Annotated in this window: 19 protein-coding genes; 7 read left to right on the top strand and 12 right to left on the bottom strand. The window is 69.9% G+C overall.

Translation table 11 applies throughout. The features are described 5' to 3' along the window. Positions 1 to 72 precede the first annotated feature (72 nt). The 5 genes from ACIRGA_RS11175 to ACIRGA_RS11155 all read right to left on the bottom strand — a co-directional run bounded on the left by ACIRGA_RS11175 (position 73) and on the right by ACIRGA_RS11155 (position 6,776). Positions 73 to 1,260 carry a phosphotransferase gene (locus tag ACIRGA_RS11175; RefSeq protein WP_400939357.1) on the bottom strand — a complete coding sequence of 396 codons (1,188 nt, stop codon included), beginning with the start codon at positions 1,258 to 1,260 and terminating at the stop codon, positions 73 to 75. An 80-nt stretch (positions 1,261 to 1,340) separates the two neighbouring features. Continuing rightward, entirely contained in the window at positions 1,341 to 2,282 is a 942-nt protein-coding gene (locus tag ACIRGA_RS11170) for a DUF389 domain-containing protein (RefSeq protein WP_400939355.1), read from the bottom strand. Further along, positions 2,282 to 4,054 (bottom strand): aspartate--tRNA ligase, encoded by a 1,773-nt coding sequence (gene aspS / locus ACIRGA_RS11165; protein WP_400939353.1) that lies wholly within the window; start codon positions 4,052 to 4,054, stop codon positions 2,282 to 2,284. The genes ACIRGA_RS11170 and aspS overlap by 1 nt, the downstream gene beginning before the upstream one ends. Positions 4,055 to 4,170: 116 nt before the next feature. Next, entirely contained in the window at positions 4,171 to 4,746 is a 576-nt protein-coding gene (gene merB / locus ACIRGA_RS11160; protein WP_400939351.1) for an organomercurial lyase, read from the bottom strand. Positions 4,747 to 4,871: 125 nt separating this feature from the next. Continuing rightward, the gene (locus tag ACIRGA_RS11155; RefSeq protein ID WP_400939349.1) at positions 4,872 to 6,776 is read right to left on the bottom strand and encodes an intein-containing Rv2578c family radical SAM protein; all 1,905 of its coding nucleotides are present in this window, start codon (positions 6,774 to 6,776) and stop codon (positions 4,872 to 4,874) included. A gap of 226 nt (positions 6,777 to 7,002) precedes the next feature. Here ACIRGA_RS11155 and ACIRGA_RS11150 point away from each other — a divergent pair, with 226 nt between their 5' ends. Beyond that, positions 7,003 to 7,950: a cold-shock protein gene (locus tag ACIRGA_RS11150; protein WP_400939346.1), complete on the top strand. Its 948-nt coding sequence runs from the start codon at positions 7,003 to 7,005 to the stop codon at positions 7,948 to 7,950. Between the two features lie 167 nt (positions 7,951 to 8,117). Here the strand turns inward: ACIRGA_RS11150 and ACIRGA_RS11145 are convergent, their stop codons facing one another. The 3 genes from ACIRGA_RS11145 to ACIRGA_RS11135 form a co-directional block, all read right to left on the bottom strand. Further along, positions 8,118 to 9,065 carry a sucrase ferredoxin gene (locus ACIRGA_RS11145; RefSeq protein ID WP_400939343.1) on the bottom strand — a complete coding sequence of 316 codons (948 nt, stop codon included), beginning with the start codon at positions 9,063 to 9,065 and terminating at the stop codon, positions 8,118 to 8,120. An 85-nt stretch (positions 9,066 to 9,150) separates the two neighbouring features. Continuing rightward, on the bottom strand, positions 9,151 to 10,332 hold the full coding sequence (locus ACIRGA_RS11140) for a cupin domain-containing protein (RefSeq protein WP_400939340.1): 1,182 nt from the start codon (positions 10,330 to 10,332) through the stop codon (positions 9,151 to 9,153). Continuing rightward, entirely contained in the window at positions 10,333 to 10,464 is a 132-nt protein-coding gene (locus ACIRGA_RS11135; RefSeq protein ID WP_255431246.1) for a hypothetical protein, read from the bottom strand. A 172-nt stretch (positions 10,465 to 10,636) separates the two neighbouring features. Between ACIRGA_RS11135 and crcB (ACIRGA_RS11130) the strand changes: the two genes are divergently transcribed. Genes crcB (ACIRGA_RS11130) through crcB (ACIRGA_RS11120) form a run of 3 tightly spaced genes read left to right on the top strand, consistent with a single transcriptional unit; the run spans position 10,637 to position 11,774 of the window. Next, positions 10,637 to 11,065 carry a fluoride efflux transporter CrcB gene (gene crcB, locus ACIRGA_RS11130; protein WP_400939338.1) on the top strand — a complete coding sequence of 143 codons (429 nt, stop codon included), beginning with the start codon at positions 10,637 to 10,639 and terminating at the stop codon, positions 11,063 to 11,065. Further along, complete coding sequence (locus ACIRGA_RS11125) at positions 11,062 to 11,403, top strand: DUF190 domain-containing protein (protein WP_400939335.1); 342 nt, start codon at positions 11,062 to 11,064, stop codon at positions 11,401 to 11,403. The genes crcB (ACIRGA_RS11130) and ACIRGA_RS11125 overlap by 4 nt, the downstream gene beginning before the upstream one ends. Next, positions 11,400 to 11,774, top strand: coding sequence for a fluoride efflux transporter CrcB (gene crcB, locus ACIRGA_RS11120; protein ID WP_400939333.1), 375 nt, complete (start codon positions 11,400 to 11,402; stop codon positions 11,772 to 11,774). The genes ACIRGA_RS11125 and crcB (ACIRGA_RS11120) overlap by 4 nt, the downstream gene beginning before the upstream one ends. 1 nt (position 11,775) lies before the next feature. Here crcB (ACIRGA_RS11120) and ACIRGA_RS11115 read toward each other — a convergent pair whose 3' ends face one another. After that, on the bottom strand, positions 11,776 to 12,201 hold the full coding sequence (locus ACIRGA_RS11115) for a MarR family winged helix-turn-helix transcriptional regulator (RefSeq protein WP_400939332.1): 426 nt from the start codon (positions 12,199 to 12,201) through the stop codon (positions 11,776 to 11,778). An 87-nt stretch (positions 12,202 to 12,288) separates the two neighbouring features. On the opposite strand from ACIRGA_RS11115, the gene ACIRGA_RS11110 reads away from it, so the two are divergent. After that, the gene (locus ACIRGA_RS11110) at positions 12,289 to 13,365 is read left to right on the top strand and encodes an NAD(P)/FAD-dependent oxidoreductase (RefSeq protein WP_400939329.1); all 1,077 of its coding nucleotides are present in this window, start codon (positions 12,289 to 12,291) and stop codon (positions 13,363 to 13,365) included. 57 nt (positions 13,366 to 13,422) lie between these two features. On the opposite strand, the gene ACIRGA_RS11105 is transcribed toward ACIRGA_RS11110, so the two are convergent. The 3 genes from ACIRGA_RS11105 to ACIRGA_RS11095 are packed head-to-tail and all read right to left on the bottom strand — an operon-like array spanning position 13,423 to position 17,359. Continuing rightward, the gene (locus tag ACIRGA_RS11105) at positions 13,423 to 14,373 is read right to left on the bottom strand and encodes an LLM class F420-dependent oxidoreductase (protein ID WP_400939326.1); all 951 of its coding nucleotides are present in this window, start codon (positions 14,371 to 14,373) and stop codon (positions 13,423 to 13,425) included. Next, positions 14,370 to 16,484, bottom strand: a complete 2,115-nt coding sequence (locus ACIRGA_RS11100) for a prolyl oligopeptidase family serine peptidase (RefSeq protein WP_400939324.1) — start codon at positions 16,482 to 16,484, stop codon at positions 14,370 to 14,372. The genes ACIRGA_RS11105 and ACIRGA_RS11100 overlap by 4 nt, the downstream gene beginning before the upstream one ends. A gap of 20 nt (positions 16,485 to 16,504) precedes the next feature. After that, positions 16,505 to 17,359: a PPK2 family polyphosphate kinase gene (locus ACIRGA_RS11095; RefSeq protein WP_400939322.1), complete on the bottom strand. Its 855-nt coding sequence runs from the start codon at positions 17,357 to 17,359 to the stop codon at positions 16,505 to 16,507. Positions 17,360 to 17,515: 156 nt separating this feature from the next. Between ACIRGA_RS11095 and rocD the strand changes: the two genes are divergently transcribed. Further along, positions 17,516 to 18,718 carry an ornithine--oxo-acid transaminase gene (gene rocD, locus ACIRGA_RS11090; RefSeq protein ID WP_400939320.1) on the top strand — a complete coding sequence of 401 codons (1,203 nt, stop codon included), beginning with the start codon at positions 17,516 to 17,518 and terminating at the stop codon, positions 18,716 to 18,718. 31 nt (positions 18,719 to 18,749) lie between these two features. Next, positions 18,750 to 20,111, top strand: a complete 1,362-nt coding sequence (locus tag ACIRGA_RS11085; protein WP_400939317.1) for a DUF2252 domain-containing protein — start codon at positions 18,750 to 18,752, stop codon at positions 20,109 to 20,111. Positions 20,112 to 20,490: the final 379 nt, after the last annotated feature.

Raw genomic sequence — 20,490 nt, 5'->3', positions numbered from 1 at the left:
CCACGCAGACTCACCCGCGGTGATGCCTGGGTAACGCGGCGAGGACGGTCGAGCGAAAAGTCCGTGCGGCGGTTACCGGAACGCCGGATAGAACGCGAGATCCGCGTGCGGCCCCAGCCTCGCGCCGAGCGCCGCGGCGACCCTGGTGGCGTGCTCGGAGATATGCGTCAGGCGGGCGCGCATCGAATGCTTGGCCAGCTCCCGCCACCAGGTGACCAGCGCGGCCTCACGGCTGATCGGCGTGGCGTGCCGGTCCAGGTCCAGCTCCGGGAGGATCTCCCAGGTGAGGACCCACAGCAGGAGCAGCTGACCGTCCATCAGGTGCTCGGCCAGCGCGTCCTCGTCCGCGAGCCCCGGCCAGACCGAGACGACCTCGGACCGCCAGGCCGCGATCATCGCCTCGCTCATCCCCGGCGGCAGGGCCAGCGCGTCCTCGCTCGACGCGAACGGGAGCCGCAGGTACGCCACGTCCATCAGGGTGCTGCGCACCCGGCCGCGTTCGAAATCGAGGAACCGCACTCCGCCGCTGGTCACGAGGTTGTTGTCCGGGCTGAGATCCACGGGGCTGAACGCGCGGTACGACGGCGAACCCGCCCGCTCGGCGACCTCCATGACGCGCTGCTGCACCGGCTCCGGCGTCTCGACGTCGAGCAGTTCCTCCAGCAGGCCGGGCAGTTGCGCGCAGACCGCGGGCAGCGGCGCGTCCTCGTTCTTGACCGGGCCGCCCAGACGGCGCAGCAGCGCGTTGAAATCGGGCTCGCGGCTCGCCGTGCTCGCGTGCAGCCTGCCCAGCGACCGGGCCCAGGACAGCAGCGCGCGTTCGGCGCCGCGGGCGTCACGCGCGTGAAGCTTGTCGTGCAGCGTGGGGACGCCGCCGAGGTCCTCGATCACCAGGACCCGGTCCCGGCCGTCGTGCGCCAGCAGCTCCGGGCACATCCGGTCTTCCGGGGCGAGCGCGGTGAACAGCTGGTAGCTGACCGCCTCCTGCGCGAACGGATCGGGGCGTCCCGCTTCGGGCGGATCGGGGTAGTGCTTGATGACCAGCGTCCTCGGCAGCGCGAACGGCGACGACGCCACCCGCGCCCGCACGACCGTGGCCGGGCCACTGCCGGCGAGGTCTTCGGGGGCGACGAGGGTGATCGCGCTGCCGAATCGGCGCGAAAGGACCGACTCGCCGGCGGCGACCGCGGCCGCCACGGCGAGGGTTTCGGCTCCAGCTCCGACGGTCGAATCGTCGGCAGAGGAGGTATCGACTGTCATTGCCACCGACCCTACTCGTGACTGAGCAACCATGACCACTGAGATCCGGGCAATCGCGCGCACTGGCGCGATCCGCGGACTCATCCGCGTGAGAGCGGACGTTCCGTCACCCTCGATCGTTGCCCACGACGGCGCAATGTCAGCACAATGGCCGCAGCTGCAACGATTCCGAGGAGATTGACCAGCAGCTGGCCCGCCGAATAAAGGCACCGTTCCCACTGACCGGCAACCGCCGCGACGACCGCGTAACCCGCCGCGGGCACCGTCGTCACCGAGATGAACACACCCACGAGCGCGGCGGATTTGGCCGACGTCATGGAAAGCATGCCCGCGGCACCGGCGAGGAGCGCGACGATCAGCGACGCGACTCCGACCTTGTAGACGAAATCCACCTCGTGGTTTTCGGCGAGCTTGCTGACTTCGAGCACACCGGTGGCACTGCCTGCCAGAACCACACCGAGGGTGATCACCATCGCGATCGGGAAGCCGCCGAGCAACGCGATTCCGCCCTGCTTCACGAGGTCTTTCCGGCGCAGCACCAGACCGACCGCGATCGCCGCCAGCGGGCCGAATTCCGGCCCCACCACCATGGCGCCGACGATGGTGACCGCCGAGTTCGTGATGACGCCGACCGACGCCAGCAGGCACGCGATGGTCAGGAATGCCTGAAATGTCCAGGTGAGCCGGGACTCCTCGCCGGAGCGGCCGACGAGTTCCTGCCACACCACCGCGTCCGCGCCTTCGCCCGGCGCGGCCTCCTCGGCCTTGTCTGCGGCGTCGGACACCGCGGTGTCCAGCGCTTCCAGGGTGATCCCGCCGGTGTGATCGAGGTCGAGGGTGCACAGCGACTCGACGATCTCGTCGGTCGCCTCACGGGCGATGTCCGCCTCGATCAAGTCGCCCTCGGGCGCGACCGCCACCCCGCGATGCACCACGAGGTGCGCCGTCCCGGCGTGTGCCCGCAGGATCCGGATCGCTTCGTCGGTCCGGTCCGGCGGGCACACGGCCCTGAGGTGGAGCATCAGTTCTTCACGGGCGGCGCGGGCTTGGCGTCGATGCCCGCCTCCTTGCGCTGCTCCGCCGTGATCGGGGCGGGAGCGGCGGTCAGCGGGTCGAACCCGCCACCGGTCTTCGGGAACGCGATCACGTCACGCAGCGACTCGGCCTTGGCCAGCAGCATGACGATCCGGTCCCAGCCGAACGCGATACCGCCGTGCGGCGGCGGGCCGAAGGCGAAGGCGTCGAGCAGGAAGCCGAACTTCTCCTGCGCCTCCTCCTCCGACAGGCCCATCAGCTCGAAGACCTGCTTCTGCAGTTCCTGCTGGTGGATACGGATCGAGCCGCCGCCGATCTCGTTGCCGTTGCAGACGATGTCGTAGGCGTAGGCCAGCGCGTTGCCGGGGTCGTCGGCGAGTTTGCCGATCCACTCCGGGGTCGGCGAGGTGAAGGCGTGGTGCAGCGCCTTCCACTTGCCGCCACCGACCGCGACGTCGTCGGACTCCTCGGCCGAGATGAACATCGGGAAGTCGACGACCCAGACGAACGACCAGGCGTTCTCGTCGATCAGGCCGAGACGGCTGCCGATCTCCAGCCGGGTGGCGCCCAGCAGCGCACGTGCGTCGGCGGGCTTGCCGGCGGCGAAGAAGACGCAGTCGCCGGGCTTGGCGCCGACGGCTTCGGCGACCGTCTCGCGCTCCTTCTCCGACAGGTTCTTCGCGACCGGACCGCCGAGCGTGCCGTCCTCGTTGACCAGGATGTAGGCGAGCCCGCGGTGCCCGCGCTGCTTGGCGAAGTCCTGCCAGGCGTCGAGCGTGCGGCGCGGCTGGTCGGCCCCGCCCGCCATCACGACGGCGCCGACGTACGGCGCCTGGAACACGCGGAACGGGGTGTCGGCGAAGAACGCCGTCATGTCGGTGAGCTCGAGGTCGAAGCGCAGGTCCGGCTTGTCCGAACCGTACTTCTCCATCGCCTCGGCGTAGGTGATGCGCCGGAACGGCCGGGGGATCTCGGCGCCGATCAGCTTCCACAGCGCCGTCACGATGTCCTCGCCGAGCGCGATGACGTCGTCCTGCTCGACGAAGCTCATTTCGATGTCGAGCTGGGTGAACTCGGGCTGCCGGTCGGCGCGGAAGTCCTCGTCCCGGTAGCAGCGCGCGATCTGGTAGTACCGCTCGAGGCCGCCGACCATGAGCAGCTGCTTGAACAGCTGCGGCGACTGCGGGAGCGCGTACCAGGAGCCGGGCTTGAGGCGGGCAGGGACCACGAAGTCGCGGGCGCCCTCGGGCGTGGAGCGGGTCATGGTCGGGGTCTCGACCTCGACGAACTCCTGGGCGTGCAGCACCTCGCGGGCGGCGCGGTTGACCTCGCTGCGCAGGCGCATCGCGGCCGCGGGGCCGCTGCGGCGCAGGTCGAGGTAGCGGTGCTTGAGGCGCACCTCCTCGCCGACGTCGACCCGGTCGTCGATCGGGAACGGCAGCACGGCGGCCTCGGACAGCACCTCGAGCTCGGTGGCCAGCACCTCGATCTCGCCGGTGGGGATCTCGGTGTTGGCGTTGCCCTCCGGCCGCTTCGAGACCTCGCCGACGATGCGGACGCAGTACTCGGAACGCAGCTGGTGGGCGCGCTCGGCCATCTCGCCCTCGCGGAAGACGACCTGGCTCACGCCGCCGGCGTCGCGCAGATCGATGAAGATGACGCCGCCGTGATCGCGCCGCCGAGCCACCCATCCGGTGAGGGTGACCGTCTGACCGGCATGCTCGGCACGCAAGGTGCCGGCTTTGTGGGTGCGAAGCACTGCGGGTGCTCTCCTTCGGCATCACGATTCTGCGATTCACGGCGCTGCGGTTCGACTGCTCTGCGCCGACGTCAAAGGCTAACGAATCGCCTCGGATGCCTCGCGACCAGGTGTTCTCACCTCGCCGGCCAGGCCTCCAGCGCCGCGACCATCCGCCGCGTGTGCGCCAGGTAGTCGGGCACGGAAAGGACCCGGCCGTCGATGTTCTCCAGCAGCCAGCCCGAGGCCGCCTCCTCCGACGCGAAGAACTGCGTGCAGACCAGCGCCTCGACGTAGTCCTGGCCGAGGGCGAGGTCGATACCGGGCAGCCGCGACGCGGCGACGACGGCGTGCGGCGGGTCGACACTCAGCACTCTGTCGCGGGTGAAGTGGACACGGACGTGCGCTCCGGTCGCCGGGCAGACCGCGTCCGCGTGGACGGGTTCACCAGTGGCGACGGCCAGGAGGAACAGGTCCACCCGGTACCGGTCGGTTCCCGCACGCTCGGCCGGACGCGAGCCGCGGTCCATCACGACGAGGCCGTCACGGATGGCGAAACCCATCATGTCCATCAGGCGGTGGGCTTCGGCGGGGTCCATGCCGACGGTGGCGGCGAGTCTGCCGATGGCGATGGGGTGTCTGCCCGCTCTGGTCAGCTTGGTCGCGGCCCAGGCGATGCGGACAGCGGCGGTGCGATCCGTACGGGTGGTCAACAGGCACCTCCTCGCCTTCGTCCCCTTGAGATTAGGCACGAAAAGGTTTTCCGCCAAGCCACTGCGCCGAACGGCCGAATCCGTTGCGCGGCAAGAAAATTCACCGTGTGTAGCGAGCGACGGCCCTACAGCAGTTTGAGCTGCTCGGCAGGCGGCACCACCTCCTCCGAACGCTGCACGGGCATCGTCACCTGCATCCTTTCCCCGTCGTCCGCACGGGAACCGAAGCCATGACGGCGCAACAGCGGACCGACCCGGGCACCCAGCCGCTCCCGATAGGACTTCGGCAGATAGGCACCGCGCGCGTACAGCTCGCGGTATTTCGGTACCAGCTCCGGATGTTCCCGGCCGAGCCAGCGCGCGAACCATTCCCGCGCGCCCGGCCGCAGATGCAACGGGAGGACGGTGACCCGCGTGGCGCCGGCCTCGGCCAGCCGCGAGAACAAGGCGTCGAGCGCGGCCACCGAATCGGTCAGGTACGGCAGCACCGGCGCGACCAGCACCGAACACGGCAGCCCGGCGTCGCGTGCTTTGCGGATCAGGTCGAGCCTCGCCCGAGGGCTCGGCGTCCCCGGCTCGAGACGGCGTTGCAGGTCCTCGTCCAGCAACGCGAGCGAGATCGCCAGGCCGGCGGGCACGTCCTTCGACACCGACTCCAGCAACGGCAGGTCCCTGGCCAGCACGGTGCCCTTGGTCAGGATCGACAGCGGCGTGCCCGAATCGGCCAGCGCGGTGATGATGCGCGGCATCAGCTTGTACCGGCCTTCGGCGCGTTGGTAGGGATCGGTGTTCGTGCCCATCGCGACGTGCTCGCGTGTCCAGCTCGGCCGCCGCAGCTGCGCGGCCAGCACCTCGGGCGCGTTGACCTTGACGATCACCTGGGTGTCGAAATCGCGGCCGGCGTCGAAATCCAGGTATGTGTGGGTGTTCCGGGCGAAGCAGTTGTGCGTGACCATGCCGTCGGCGATGAAGTCACCCGTGCCGGTGGTGATGTCGAACAACGGAAGCTCGATGCCCAGCGGCTCGATGGACGCCACCTTCCGTCTCGTCCTGCCGATGGGAAGTCCGTCGAGCGATCTCTTCCAGCCGACGGCGGGATCGGCGAGATGGAAGAACCGCACCTCCTCCGAGGGCCCGCCGAGGATCTGCACCGTCCACAGCGGACGGAACTTGGCGTTTTCGGTTCGCACGTAACGGAAGCCGAAGTTTCCCAGCGCGGAGCAGAAGGTCGAGACGATGTCCTGCTCGTCGTGGGTGACGCGCAGCGCGCCGTGCCGGTAGCTCCCGGCGAGGTCGAACAGCCCGGCCAGGAATCCGCGCTGCCAGTGGGAATCCGGCGACGGCGGCACCTGCACGAAGCCGACCGACGCGCCGAAGTCCGGCAGGAACCCGAGCGCCCGGTCCGCCGCGTCCTTCTCGGCCGAGAACCCGCCGGAGCGCAGCATCCCGCACAGGTACCCGGCGCGATAGCCGATGGTGTCGTCCGGGGTGCGGGCGAGTTTGCCGACGCCGACGAGTTCGGTGCCGCCGACCAGATGCGGCCGCTGCGCCGCGCCGAACCGGGTGCCGGTGACGTGTTTCCACCCGCGCCCGGTCAGGAACCGGTGATCACCGCTGGCCACGATGGACGTTCCGTCGTCGAGGGTCACGCGATACGCCGGTTTCAGCGTCGACCAGTGCGCGAGCACCTTCGTCGGCACCAAGCGGCGGCCCGCGCCGCGCCCGCGCGTGCCGTAGATCGCGTCGCCGGGGGCCAGCTCCGCCAGCGCCTTCGTCCGGCCGTCGGCCATCAGGACCGGCGTGCCGCCTTCGAGGCAGTACGTGCACGCGTGCGAACAACCGCGATACGGGTTCACCGTCCATCCGAACGGGACACCCGAGCCCTCGGGCACCTTGTTCAGCACGGATTTGGCGTGCACCTCGTGAAAGGTGACGCCGTCGAACTCGGGCGTGCGCACCGAGCGCAGCAACCCGTCCAATCCGGGCAGCACCGGCTCGCCGCCGTCCGCCCGCTGTCGATCCCATCGCACCCGGCCAGTCGAACACATGTTCTAGACAGGTGTCAAACGTATGTTCGAACACGGGTGATCTTCCCCGCGTTTCGTCCTCTGAACGCGGTAGTTGCGCGTGCAAGTACCGCGTTCAGAGGACGAAACGCGGGCTCCGCACCACCCGCCTGTGGGCCCGGCCCGACGGACCGGAGGTCTGTCAGGGAGACTGGGGGCCAGTGCCCGCCCTCTCGACCTGGAGCCTTTTATGCCGCAAGGGACCGTCCGTTGGTTCGACGCCGAACGGGGTTTCGGCTTCCTCGCGCCCGAGGACGGCTCGCCGGACGTGTTCGTGCACGCCTCCGAGATCGTCGGGGACGGCGGCGCGAAACTGCTCCGCGAGGGTCAGGCCGTCGTGTTCGAGGTCGGAGAGAACGACCGCGGGCCCCAGGCGCTGCGCGTTCGCGTCACCGCCGATGCGGCCACCGGCAGCGCCGTGGGCCTGCTCGGCACCGTCACCTGGTACGAGCCGGGCAAGGGGTACGGCTTCGCGTCGCCGGACGGCGGCGGCGCCGACATCTTCGTGCACAGCTCCGCCATCGTGACCGGCGGCGTGGTCACCGAGGGGCAGCGGGTGGCCTTCCTGATCGTCGAAGGCGAGCGCGGCCCGCAGGCCGGGCACGTGATCCCGCTGGGAGCAGGGGCCGGCTCACCCGCTGTGGCCGGTGTCGCGGACGGTGCCGACGGCACGGTGGCCTGGTACGACGAGGACAAGGGCTTCGGCTTCATCAACCCCGACTCCGGCGCCGGGGACGTCTTCGTTCACGCCCGGGCCCTGGCCGAGGGGCTGACGTGGCTCGCGGAGGGCGACCGCGTCGCCTACGAGGTGGTTAGTGGAGACAAGGGCCCGCAGGCCCGCGACGTGCACCTGGTCCGGGGCACCGAGCCCCAGACGGCGCCGCAGCGGTCGGCACCTGCCGCGGCCGCGGGGCCGGCGGCGCGGGACGTGCCCGTACGAGGCGGCGAGGGCGTCGTCGCGCGCTACGACGACGACCGCGGCTTCGGCTTCATCACCCCGGACGCGGGCGGCGACGATCTCTTCGCCCACGTGTCCGTGATCATGGGGTCGGAGCCGCTGCAGAAGGGTGACCGGGTCCGGTACACGGTGCGTCAGAGCGACCGGGGCCCGCAGGCCGACCGCATCGAACGCCTCTGACGAGGCGGCCTCACCGGTGGCTGATCACTTCCCGACGAGAGTGCTCGTTCTTCCCCGTCGATGGTGCCGTCAGCAACGCGGCTGCGGCCTCCTCCAGGAGATGGTGCGTTCGACGACCAGGACCGGCAGGTCACGCAGTGACACACCCTTAAGTTTTGAGACCAGGTCTAAAGCTTCGTGATCTCTTCCGTCACGTACCCGGCGGGCTGGATCAGCCCCGCGCATCGGCTTTCCCCGCGCGGCGCCGCCGAGCGCCGGCGCACCGTCACCGAGTAGAAGTCCTCGCCACCGCGCACGGTGACCACCCGCGCGTCGGATTCGAGCAGCGGCTCTTCCTGGACGGCGAGCACATCGTCCAGACCGCGCAGATCCAGCTCCCGCCGGAGGGCGATCTCCGCGAACTGCGCCCACGCCGTCCGGGCGGACGTCCGGCCGCGAAGCTGCTCCGGCTCCACCTGGCCGCGCAGCGCGGCCTTGGCGACGAGCGCGGCCTCGGCCGGGTTGAGCTGGCCGTGCAGGAAACCGTCCGGGACCACCAGCAGATTGCCCGCCCAGCGGTCGCCACCGACGTGGCTGACCTCCCAGGCCCTGCCGGGATGGTTGGTGTCGAGTGTCGACGCCAGTGGGCGGCCGAGCACCGCGCAGCACATGTCCTTGGTGCCGTGCGTGCAGACCAGGAACAGCGGCCCGTCCACGCGAGTGCCGAGCCCACCGGCGCCTTCGGCGACGGCTTCGAGGTCCAGCGCGGCCAGTGCGCCCAGGTCGCGAATCTCCAGGCGCTCCAGCCAGCGATTACCCGGCTCGCCCCCGCCGACATACACGGAACGAGGGCGATCCGGGTCGCGCCGGTGTTTGCCGGGACGGCGGATCAGGAGCGGACGGAGCCCGTGGGACCGTCGCAAGTTCTCGAGCAGCTCACGACGCTCGGCGGGGAAGGCCTCGTCGAGAACGTTCTCCAGCGCGTCCGCGGGCCAGGGGCCCGGCTGCTCGATGAGCAGCCAGCAGCGCATGTCCGCCGCGGTGCCGGCGGGGCTCGCGCCCAGCATGCGCGCGACGGTGGCGCAACCCGGCAGCGCGGCGGGCGGCGCGTCGGTGTCCGAGAGCTGAGCGGTCATCGGGTGACCCCTCCGGACTTGACCTTAGGCATGCCTTAGCTTACCCCGTCCGAGCTCCTTTCACACTTCCCGTCTCCTGTGACCTTCAGCCGATCGAGAGAAGTCCCTGCGTGGTGAGCTCGCCGAGGAACGCCCGCACCGTCCCCCGATCGAGTTCGGACAGCTCGGCGAGTCGCTTGACCGCCTGCGGGGTGCCGTCGAGCAGCGCCTTCAGCAGCGGGGTCGCGGCCGCCGCGAAAACGAACCGTTTCCCGTCCGCGAGCAGGGTCACCCTGCCGTCCCTTTCTTCGAGCACCGCCCTCGGGACGAGGAACCGGACCTCGGTCTCGTCGCCGTCCGGCAGCAGGCCGGGGGTAGCCGCCCACGGCAGGCCGACCCGCGGATGTGCCGGGGCCGCCGAGTCCCGTTCGGCGAGGAACCTGTCGACGACGTCGGTGGTCAGCGCGGCTTCCAGTTCCGTGCGCAGTGCCGAGGCGCGGGCCGCGCGCTCCTCCGCCGTCCCGAACCGCGGGAGGTCCTGGCGGAACGCGGTACTCGCCCGCAGCTTGTCGGCGAGCCACGACACCAGGTCGATACCCGTGGCCGGGCTGAAACCGAGTGTGAGGTGCAGCGACATCTCCCCCACCGCGGTGACGTCGTGCCAATGCCCACGCGGGACGTAGAGGACGTCGCCGTCTTCGAGAATGAAGTCGTCGATCGGCTCACCGGGCCGCTCGGGCTGCTCGACGTCGCGATGCAGCGGCGCCGGCCTGGTCGGGCCGTGCATCCGCCAGCGTTTGCGGCCGGCGACCTGGATGATGAAGGCGTCGTGGTCGTCCCAGTGCACGTCGAAGCCGTGGGTCACGCCCCAGCCCGCGTACAGGTTGACCTGGACGCTCTCGCGGAGGTCGTGTTCGAGGCTCCTGGCGAGATCGCCGATCGGGTCGCTGAGTTCCTGGATGGCGTCGAGCACCATCGTCGCGCCGCCGCGCAGGTGCTCGGTGAACGGAGCGGCTCGCAGGCGGGGGACGGTGCCACTGCGGCGGGTGGGGACGAGATCGGTGTAGCTCTCCATGGGCACCGGGGTGCCATCGAGCGCGAGGCGCAGCCGCGGGAACTCCAGGCGATGCTGCCGGAGGATCGCGTTCAGCGCCGGCCACGGCAGCAGGTCGGCGAACCGGCCCGCGCGGCCTTCGAAACGGCGGTAGGTCTCGCCCTGGACGTCTTGGAAGAACTGGCTGACCCCGAGCGGAGCCACGAGGTCAGCCAGCGTCGGCGTTTCGGGCACTCAGCCGTCGTTGCCGTCGTTGTCGGCGGCCGCGCCGTTGGCCTTCCCGCGGTCGACCGCGGTCGGGATCATTTCGACCTCCAGCAGCAAACCGCTGTCGGGAGCCTGCGTACCTGACTGTTCCTGTGCCATCCTGCCACCTTTTTCTCGGACGAGCGGACGGACCGAAAATCGGTCTGGAGCGTCGCCAAGCCTACGACACGTTTCGAGAAAATTCACCGTCCAGCAGGGAAAAACGGCCTGGCGAGCGATCTTCGACACCGTGGCGCGGGTTCACTCGGACAGCGGTTCTAAGCTGCCATTCATGGCTGAACCGGCATCCGTCCCCCGCTCGCGCTGGGACGTGCTCGCGGCCATCGGCGCCGGTGGCGCGCTGGGCAGCCTCGCCCGGTACGGACTGTCGCTCGCGCTCCCCCATTCCCGGGGCCAATTCCCCCTTTCCACCTTTGTCACCAACGTTTCCGGCTGCCTGCTGATCGGTGTCCTGATGGCGGTCATCACCGGCGCCACGAGTCCGCACCGGCTGCTGCGTCCCTTTCTCGGAGTGGGGATCCTGGGCGGTTACACCACGTTTTCGACGTATACGACCGAGACACTCGATCTCGTGACGACCGGACATCCGTTCACCGGATTGTCGTACGCGGCGGGTAGCGTGGTCACCGCCCTGGTCGCGGTCCTGATCGGCGGGGAAGCGGCCCGGGCCTGGCTGAACCGGACGGGAGCGAAACCATGAGGCTCTCCGGGCGCGCGCTACGGCTGTCGATCCACGTGGGCGAGGACGACGTCTGGCACCACAAGCCGCTGTACCACGAGATCGTGCGGCGAGCGCACGAAGCCGGGCTCGCCGGCGCGTCGGTCTTTCGCGGGATCGAAGGGTACGGCGCGAGTTCGCTGATCCACACGACCCGGTTGCTCTCGTTGTCCGAAGACCTGCCGGTGATGATCGTGATCGTCGACGAGGAGGAGCGGATCCGGGCGTTCCTCCCCGAGCTCGACGAACTGATCGACGAGGGCCTGGTGACCCTCGACGACGTCGAGGTGATCCGCTACGTGGGCCGGACGGCGACGTGACCGTTCTGTTCGTCGCGCTCGGCGGCGGCCTCGGCGCGATCCTGCGCTACCTGACCGACCGGCGCGTCCAGGCCTGGCGGAATTCCGCGTTCCCCTGGGGCACGCTCACGGTGAACGTCGTCGGCTCGGCGATCCTCGGCGTGCTGACCGGCTGGGCGCTGCACGGCGGGCAGCCGGACGCCGTCCGCGCCTTACTGGCCGTCGGTTTCTGCGGCGGGCTCACGACGTTCTCGACGTTCGGGTACGAAACCCTGCGCCTGTTCACGGAGAAGGCACGGCTCTACGCCGTCGTCAACGTCTGCGTAACGGTCTTCGCCGGGCTGACCGCGGCGACGGCGGGCCTGCTGCTCGCCGCCGCGATCTGGCACTGACTCAGTCTTCGGGCGCCATCCGCCACGCGGCCGCCGCGATCGCCTCACGCTGCCCGGCCGGGAGGTCGGCGGCCATCTCCTCCAGCTTCTCGACGACGCCTTCGTGAGCCGCGTTCGCGAGCCGGAGCCCCTCCTCCGTCAGCGTGATCTTCAGCGCGCGGCGATCGCAGGAATCCGCGACCCGTTCGACGAGCGCGCGCCGCTGCACCCGGTCCACCAGGCCGGTGACGCTGGACTTCTCGAGGTTCAGCATCTTGCCGAGGTCGGTCATCCCGACGCCCGTCTCCCCCTGCGCCAGCACGCAGAGCAGCTGCGCTTGCTGCGGCGTGAGGTCGTATGACCGGCCGACGTCGATGAAAGCCCGCTGCACGAGATGCGAAAGCCGCACCAGCGCCGTCGCGAATCCGAGGTCTTCGGCCGTGGTCATGCCCGAAGTCTACTTGACGATCGTTCGGAGTACGAACTACTGTAGTTCGTAGTACCAACATTACGTACTACGAACTAGGGGATTCTCATGACCACGACCGTGGCCGTCATCGGCGGGGGATACGGCGGCACGACCGTCGCCAAGGAGCTGGACTCGTTCACCGACGTCGTGCTCGTCGAGCCGCGCGAGGACTTCGTCCACCACGTCGCCGCCTTGCGGGGGCTCGTCGATCCCGAGTGGACGGACCGGCTCTTCTACCCGTACGCCCGGCTTCTCGAGCGGGGGCGGGTGCTGCGCGACCGCGCGGTGAGCGTGGACCAGGGCGGCGTCACACTCGGGTCGGGCGAGCGGCTCACGCCGGACTACGTCGTGCTGGCGACCGGTTCGGCGTACCCGTTCCCGGCGAAGATCGATTTCCACGACAGCGCTTCGGCGAAGGCGAAGATCCGTGCCACCCGGGAGGAACTCGCGGGCGCGGAGAAAGTCCTGTTGCTCGGGGCGGGCCCGGTAGGCCTGGAGCTGGCAGGCGAGATCAAGGGGGTGTGGCCCGAGAAGGCCGTGACGATCGTCGACCCGGCGAAGGAGATCCTGGCCGGCTTCCCGGAGGAGTTCCGCGCGGAGATCCGCCGCCAGCTCGACGACCTGGGCGTCGAACTCCTGCTCGGCACTTCGCTGACCGAGCCACCGGTCTCGGAGCCGGGGCAGGCCAAGACGTTCACCTCGGGGCTCACCGGCGGCGGCGAGGTGACCGCCGACCTGTGGTTCCAGTGCTACGGCGGCGCGCCGCACACCGCGTACCTCGACGGCGAACTGGCCGCCGCGCGGCAGGCGAACGGACAGGTGGAGGTGACGCCTGAGCTGCGGTTTCCGGGGCAGCCCCGCGTGTTCGCGCTCGGCGACATCACCGCGTTGCCGGAGGGGAAACTCGCGAAGGTGGCCGGTGACCACGCCGAGGTCGTCGTCGCCAACATCCGGGCGCTGATCGAAGGTGGCGAACTGCGCGCCCACACGCCGGGCGGGCCGATGATCTCGTTGCCACTCGGGCCTTCCGGGGGCGCGACCTACGCCGAGGAGGTCGGGATCCTGGACGCGGGGACCACTTCGGAGATCAAGGGATCGCACATGATGGCGTCGCGGTACGAGGAAATGTTCGGGAAAGCGTAGGGGCTCGTGAGTGGCAAGGACGGTTCTCTACTAACCGCCCTTACCACTCACGAGACTTCAGCGGGGAGCCAACCCACGCACGTGCGCGAACGGGTCCTCACCCGTCGGCAGCAGCGCGATGATCGGCGTCGTCAGCCCGTTGTCCACATAGGACTGCACCTGCTCACGGCAGGAATCGAGGCTGCCGTGGACGATCAGGTCGTCGACGACCTCGTCCGGGATGACCTGGTTCGCCTTCTGCCGGTCGCCCGCGGCCCACGCCTCGTGCATCGGCGCGAGCGCCTCGCCCCGGCCAAGCCATTCGTGGAACGCGGCGTACACCGGCACGGTCAGGTAGCTCGAGATGAGCATCCGGCCGAGCCCCCGCGCGGCGGCCTTGTCCTCGGTGGGACAGACGAAGATCCGCGCGGCCAGTTCGGTGTCCGGCCCGATCTCGGCCCGCACCTTCGGCACGTCGGAGGCGGCGAGCCAGTTGGTGATGGCGCCGTCGGCCTCCTTCGCGGCCAGCCGCAGCATCCCCGGCCGCAACGCCGCGAGCATGATCGACGGCGGCGGGTCGGCGGGCCGTTCCAGGCGGAACTTGCTGACGGAGAACGACTCGTACTCCTCGGTGACCTTCTCCCCCGCCAGCGCCGAACGCAGGAAGCGCAGGGTGTCCCGCGAGCGCGCGAACGGCGCCTCGAACTCGGCGGCGTTCCAGTTCTTCACGATCACCGGCGACGACGCGCCGATCCCGAGGACGAACCGGCCGGGCGCCAGTTCCGCGACGGTCGCCGCGCTCATCGCCAGCAGACCGGGCCCGCGGGTGTACACCGGCACGATCGCGGTGCCCAGCCGCAGCTGCGGCGCCCATTGCGAAGCCAGCACCAGCGGCGTGAAGGCGTCGTGGCCCGCCGTCTCGGCCGACCACGCGTCGGTGTAGCCGAGATCCGGCAGCTCCCGCACCATCTCCTCGTGCGCCGCGAGCGGCACCCCGGTCAGCGGAATCGTGATGCCCCACCGTTTCATGCGTTCTCCTCGCTCTTGACCGCGGCACCGGACAGCTCACGCACGATCCAGTCCACCTGCGTGCGCATCAGGTTCTCCGCGACCTCTTCGGCTTGCGGCGTCATATGCGTCGCGCCGGCCAGCGGCAGGAACACGTGCGCGCGTCCCTTGGACAGCAAGGCCGACGACAGGCGCAACGAGTGGGCGACGAAAACGTTGTCGTCGGCCAGTCCGTGCACGATCAGCAGCGCCCGCGAGAGGTCACCGGCACCGGCGATCAGCGAGTTGTGCTCGTACGAAGCCGTTTCCTCCTGCGGAAGGCCGAGGTAACGCTCGGTGTAGTGCGTGTCGTACAACGACCAGTCGGTCACCGGCGCGCCCGCGACACCGGCGTGGAAGACGTCGGGGCGGCGCAGCACGGCCAGCGCGGACAGGTAGCCGCCGTAGGACCAGCCCCGGATCGCGACCCGTTCCAGATCCAGTTCCGGATGGAGCTCGGCGGCCGCGTGCAGGGCGTCGACCTGGTCGGCGAGGGTGACGTCGGCGAGTTTGCCCGCGATCTCCTTCTCCCAGGCGGAACCCCGGCCCGGCGTCCCGCGCCCGTCGGCTACCAGCACCGCGAAACCCTGGTCCGCGAGCCACTGCGGGGTCAGGAAGGCGTTGCGCGTCTGCAGGACACGCTGGGCGTGCGGGCCGCCGTACGGGTCGAGCAGCACCGGGAGCTTGCCTTCGCTCTCCTCGTAGCCGGTCGGCAGCACCAGCGCGGCGCGCAGGCCCCGCTCCCCCAGCGTCAGCCAGGTCAGATTCGGCACGACGTCCGGGTCGACGGTGTAGGAACCGATACGCGCCACCGTCTTCTCGCCGGAGACGACGGTCACCACCGGGCCGCTGCGCTCCAGGCTCCACGACGAGAGCACGGTCAGCGCGGCGTTCCCGGAGCCGACGTGCACACCGTCCTCAGTGGACAGACGACGGAGCTCGCCGCCTTCGGTGCGGAAGACGTGGATCTGCGTCGGATCGGCCTCCGACGCGCTGAACAGCACCTCGTCGCCGACGTGCAGGATCGAGCGCACCTGCACTCCCGGCGGGGTGACGGCCACCCCGTCGACGACCAGCCGGTGGTCGCCGTCGGCGGCGCTCTCGCGCACCAGACGTCCGTCGGAGGTCCACGCCGGGACGCCCGCGGCGAGCTCGACCCAGTGCTCGTCGGTCTCGGTGTGCAGCACCTCGACCGCGCCGGTCGCCGGGTCGACCGCCTGGATCTCGAGTTTCCGCTGGTCACGCGACTGCACGGACAACAACGGCTGGCCGGCGGCGGACCAGTGCACCGCGGCCAGGTACTCCCAGTCGGTCTTCGCGACGTCGACGCGGGAGCCGTCGAGGCCGAGGATCGCCAGCGTCACGTCCGCGTTCGTGGTGCCCGCCGCCGGATACGCGACGACGTTGGCCGCCGACTGCGGGTTGGCCGGGTCGGCGATCGTCCAGCGCGGCACGGCCGCCCGGTCGGACCGCTCGACGAGCAGGCTCTTCCCGTCCGGCGACCACCAGTAGCCGCGGGTGCGGCCCATCTCCTCGGCCGCGATGAACTCCGCGAGCCCCCACGCGATGTCCTCGCCGTCTTCTTCGATGAGCACGCGATCGGCACCGGTGGCCCGGTCGATCACCCGCAGGCGCCGGTCGCGGACGTAGGCGACGTGGGTGCCGTCCGGGCTGGGCCGCGGGTCGACGACCGAACCGTCGACCAGCACCGCCACCTCGCCGGTGGCCAGGTCGAGCGTATGGAGCTTGCCCGAGAGCGAGAACGCGGCGACGGTGAAGGCGTCGTCGACCGCGTAGCCGACCACGCCACCGCCGGTCTCCCGGCTGCGCTCGCGGCGGGCACGCTCCTCCGGCGGCAGGTCCTCTTCACCGGGCAGCAGTTCGGCCGCGTCGACCAGCTTCGTCTCCTCGCCCGACGCGACGTCGAACGACCACAGGCTGTGCCGCGGGTCGGTGCCGGACTCGGTCCGCAGGAACAGGATGCGGGAGCCGTCCGGGGCGACCTTGAACTCTTTCGGCGCGCCGAGGGTGAAGCGCTGGGTGCGGGCCTGGCGGCGGAGGAACGGGAGATCTTCGAAGCTGGTGTCGGTCACGTCCGCACTCTCTCAGACGATCAACCGGGGACGCCAACGCCTTCCAGCTTCTTCAGCTCCGTCTCGGGATCGAAGTCGGCCGGAGGGAACTTCGGGTCCATCTCCTCGATCGTCTCGATCAGCAGCCGCGCGACCAGCCAGTTGCGGTACCACTTGCGGTCGGCCGGGACGGCGTACCAGGGCGCGGCCGCCGTGGAGGTCTTGGCGAAGATGTCGGCGTAGGCCTTCTGGTAGTCGTTCCACTGGGCGCGCGCGTCGAGGTCGGCGGGGTTGTACTTCCACCACTTCGCCGGGGTCTCCAGCCTCGCCTTGAGCCGCTTCAGCTGCTCCTCCGGCGAGATGTCGAGGAAGACCTTCACGATGGTCGTGCCCGCCTCGGTCAGCTCCTTCTCGAACGCGTTGATCTCGGCGTAGCGCTTGCGCCATTCCGCGGCGGGCACCAGCTTCTGCACCCGCGGGACCAGGATGTCCTCGTAGTGGGAGCGGTCGAAGACGCCGACCTGCCCCGGCACGGGCAGCTGTTTGCGGATCCGCCACAGGTAGTGGTGGCGTGCCTCGGCCGCGGTCGGCTTCTTGAACCCGGCGTACCGCACGCCCATCGGGTTGACCAGGCCCAGGACGTGGCCCACGGTGCCGCCCTTGCCGGAGGTGTCCATCCCCTGCAGGACGAGCAGGACACTGCGGTCGCCCCCGCCGACGCCCTCCGCGTAGAGAGCCTCCTGCAGCTCGGCGAGCCTGCCTCCGGCGTCCGCGAGGTCTTTCAGCCCCTTGGGCTTCTTGCGCGGCCCGATCGGGAACGAGCCGGGATCGTGCCGCTCGGTCCCCTTGCCGATCCGCAGCGTGTCCCGGACGGAGACGTTGTCCTTTTTCGCCATCCGGCGACGATAACCGCGCTCCGCGCACCGCGCCTCCGATGATCAAGTACGCCGGTGCATGATTTCGCCACCCGAACGAGTCGATACGCAATGAACAACGGGTCAAAGCAACGTTTCCCGGATGAAAGCAGCCGGATGGGCATCTAACCTGAACGCATGACGACCGCCGACTTCATCGCGCTCGACGAGCAGTGGAGCACGCACAACTACCACCCCCTGCCCGTGGTGATCGCCACCGCCGAAGGCGCCTCGGTCACCGACGTCGAGGGCAAGACCTACCTCGACTTCCTCTCCGGCTATTCGGCGCTGAACTTCGGGCACCGCCACCCCGGGCTCATCGCCGCCGCGGTCGAGCAGTTCGGCCGGGTGACGCTGACCTCGCGCGCCTTCCACCACGACCAGCTCGGGTTGTTCTGCAAGGAGCTCGCCGAGCTGACCGGCACCGAGATGGCCCTGCCGATGAACTCCGGCGCGGAAGCCGTCGAATCCGCGGTGAAGATCGCCCGGAAATGGGCGTACCGGGTCAAGGGCGTCCCCGACGGGACCGCGGAGATCGTCGTCGCGGGCTCCAACTTCCACGGCCGCACGACGACCATCGTGTCCTTCTCCACCGACGAGACCGCGCGCGCCGACTTCGGCCCGTTCACGCCGGGCTTCGTCACCGTCAAGTACGGCGACGCCGAAGCGCTGCGCGACGCCATCACCGAGCGCACCGCCGCCGTCCTCCTGGAGCCGGTGCAGGGCGAGGCGGGCGTGATCGTCCCGCCCGCCGGCTACTTCGCCGAAGCCCGGCGGCTGTGCGACGAGCACAACGTCCTGCTGATCGCCGACGAGATCCAGTCCGGTCTCGCCCGCACCGGCACCGTCCTCGCGCTCGACCACGAGGGGGTCCGCGCCGACGTCTACACGCTGGGCAAGGCGCTCGGCGGCGGCATCATGCCGGTGTCGGCCGTCGTCGGCGGCAAGGACGTGCTCGGCGTGCTGCGGCCGGGTGAACACGGCTCGACCTTCGGCGGGAACCCGGTCGCGTGCGCGATCGGCCGCGCCGTGGTCGGGCTGTTGAAGACCGGCGAGTTCCAGGAGCGCTCGCGAGAACTGGGCGCCCACCTGCACTCGCGGCTCGGCGAACTGGTCGGCAACGGGCTCGCCGAGGTCCGCGGGCGCGGGCTCTGGGCGGGCATCGACATCGCGCCCGGCGGGCCGACCGGCCGCGAGGCGTCCACCGCGCTGGCCGAACGCGGCGTGCTGTGCAAGGAGACGCACGATCACACCTTGCGGATCGCGCCGCCGCTGGTGATCAGCCGTGAAGAGCTCGACCGCGGTATCGACGCCATCACGGAGGTCATCAAGACGCGGTGAACCTTTCGGGCGGGCTGTACGTTGCCTGTCCATGGGAGACGAGCGGGAGTGGGTGGAGCGGCCGCTGGTCGGCACCGAGACGGTGTCGCCGGAGGACTGGTCCGCCAGGGGTAAGGCGCTGCGGGCCGAGGCGCCGACGTCCGCGCACGATCACGCGGCGGCGGGCGAGGGACGGCCGAGCGTGGCGGAGTTCTTCGCGCGGAGCAACGAAGGCCGCCTGCCGGAGCTGGTGGAACTGCGGCGCGAGCGCATGCTCGCGTCGCCGTTCACCTTCTACCGCGGGGCCGCCGGGCTGATGGCCGCCGATCTGGCGGGCTCGCCGGTGTCCGGGCTGACGGCACAGCTCTGCGGGGACGCGCACGCCGCGAACTTCGGGCTGTACGGCTCGCCCGAAGGCCAGATCGTCATGGACATCAACGACTTCGACGAATCGGTGCCGGGCCCGTGGGAGTGGGACCTCAAACGGCTCGCCGCGAGCCTCGTCCTGGCCGGGCGCGAAGGCGGCATCGGCGATTCAGGCTGCCGTGAAGCCGCCGAGGACGCGGTGAAGTCGTACCGGCGCACCATCCGGGGACTGGCGGAGCTGCCGTTCCTGCGGTCGTGGAACGCGCTGCCGGACGCGTCGGTGCTGAGCAAGGTCAAAGCGCACGACCTCATCGACGACTTCGAGGAAGCGGCCGAGAAGGCACGGAAGAACACCAGCGCCAAGGTCACCGCGAAGTGGACCCGGCGGATCGACGACCACGAGACCGGCCTCGAACGGCACCGGTTCGTCGAAGACCCGCCGGTGCTCACGCACGTCGACGACGCGACCGCCGAGGCGGTCGTCACCGGACTGGTGTCCTATGTGGACACGCTGCGCGAGTCGCGGCGGACGCTGATCTCGCGGTACCGGGTGTCCGATGTGGCCTTCCGGGTGGTCGGCACCGGCAGTGTCGGGTTGCGCAGCTACGTCGCGCTGCTGCACGGGAACTCCGGGGAAGACCTTGTACTGCAAGTGAAACAGGCCAACCCGTCGGCACTCGCGCCGTTCCTCGGCTTGCCCGCTCCGGAGCACGAGGGCCGCCGGATCGTCGAAGGCGCGCGGCTCGTGCAGGCCGAGACGGACATCCTGCTCGGCTGGACGACCATCGACGGCGTCCCGTACATCGTGCGGCAGTTCAGGAACCTCAAGGGCGACATCGACCCGGCGGAGCTGAAGAAGGACCACCTCGACGACTATGGCCGCCTGGCGGGCGCTCTGCTGGCGCGGGCCCACGCGCGGTCACTGCATCCGCGGATGCTGGCGGGGTACTTCGAGGACGACGAAGACCTCGACGAGGCCATCGGCGCCTACGCCGTGCGATACGCGGATCAGACCGAAGCGGACTTCGAGGCCTTCGGCGCCCTCTGACCCTGCCGCGGGCCCCAAGATCCCGACGGGCTTGACGGTCCACAAAGGGCACTTCTTGAGAAGTTCGCGCCCAATTTGAGGAGATTGCCCGATTTCCCATGGGGTCGTGAGCGGCAAGTGTCGTTATTTGAGGGGCAAGTCAAATATGGCGTGCCGCGCACCCTTTGCGGCCTGGGTCCGCACTGACCGACGAGGGCCGATCGCGCGGTGAACGTCCACAAAGGACACTCTTCGGGCTGCAAGTGTCCGGTTTGGGTAGTCTGCACGGTTCCATGAGGGAGTCGTGGGGGGGGGGGGGGGGGGGGGGGGCCACGAGGCCCCCACCCCCCCCCCCCCCCCGCGGAACAAACACAAAAACAAACACACCCCACCACCCAAA

The sequence above is a fragment of the Amycolatopsis sp. NPDC102389 genome (genome assembly GCF_044765885.1).
Classification (GTDB): Bacteria; Actinomycetota; Actinomycetes; order Mycobacteriales; family Pseudonocardiaceae; genus Amycolatopsis.
The sequence above is the reverse complement of the archived record's forward strand: the minus strand, read 5'-3'. Positions and strand labels throughout refer to the sequence as shown.

Bases quoted from the DNA above. Each gene is read 5' to 3' on its own strand.
- ACIRGA_RS11150 (WP_400939346.1), top strand. From the start codon at position 7,003: ATGCCGCAAGGGACCGTCCGTTGGTTCGACGCCGAACGGGGTTTCGGC.
- rocD (WP_400939320.1), top strand. From the start codon at position 17,516: ATGACGACCGCCGACTTCATCGCGCTCGACGAGCAGTGGAGCACGCAC.
- ACIRGA_RS11145 (WP_400939343.1), bottom strand. From the start codon at position 9,065: ATGACCGCTCAGCTCTCGGACACCGACGCGCCGCCCGCCGCGCTGCCG.
- ACIRGA_RS11115 (WP_400939332.1), bottom strand. From the start codon at position 12,201: ATGACCACGGCCGAAGACCTCGGATTCGCGACGGCGCTGGTGCGGCTT.
- ACIRGA_RS11135 (WP_255431246.1), bottom strand. From the start codon at position 10,464: ATGGCACAGGAACAGTCAGGTACGCAGGCTCCCGACAGCGGTTTGCTG.
- ACIRGA_RS11175 (WP_400939357.1), bottom strand. From the start codon at position 1,260: ATGACAGTCGATACCTCCTCTGCCGACGATTCGACCGTCGGAGCTGGA.
- ACIRGA_RS11105 (WP_400939326.1), bottom strand. From the start codon at position 14,373: ATGAAACGGTGGGGCATCACGATTCCGCTGACCGGGGTGCCGCTCGCG.
- ACIRGA_RS11125 (WP_400939335.1), top strand. From the start codon at position 11,062: ATGAGGCTCTCCGGGCGCGCGCTACGGCTGTCGATCCACGTGGGCGAG.
- ACIRGA_RS11170 (WP_400939355.1), bottom strand. From the start codon at position 2,282: ATGCTCCACCTCAGGGCCGTGTGCCCGCCGGACCGGACCGACGAAGCG.
- ACIRGA_RS11095 (WP_400939322.1), bottom strand. From the start codon at position 17,359: ATGGCGAAAAAGGACAACGTCTCCGTCCGGGACACGCTGCGGATCGGC.
- ACIRGA_RS11110 (WP_400939329.1), top strand. From the start codon at position 12,289: ATGACCACGACCGTGGCCGTCATCGGCGGGGGATACGGCGGCACGACC.
- ACIRGA_RS11085 (WP_400939317.1), top strand. From the start codon at position 18,750: ATGGGAGACGAGCGGGAGTGGGTGGAGCGGCCGCTGGTCGGCACCGAG.
- crcB (WP_400939338.1), top strand. From the start codon at position 10,637: ATGGCTGAACCGGCATCCGTCCCCCGCTCGCGCTGGGACGTGCTCGCG.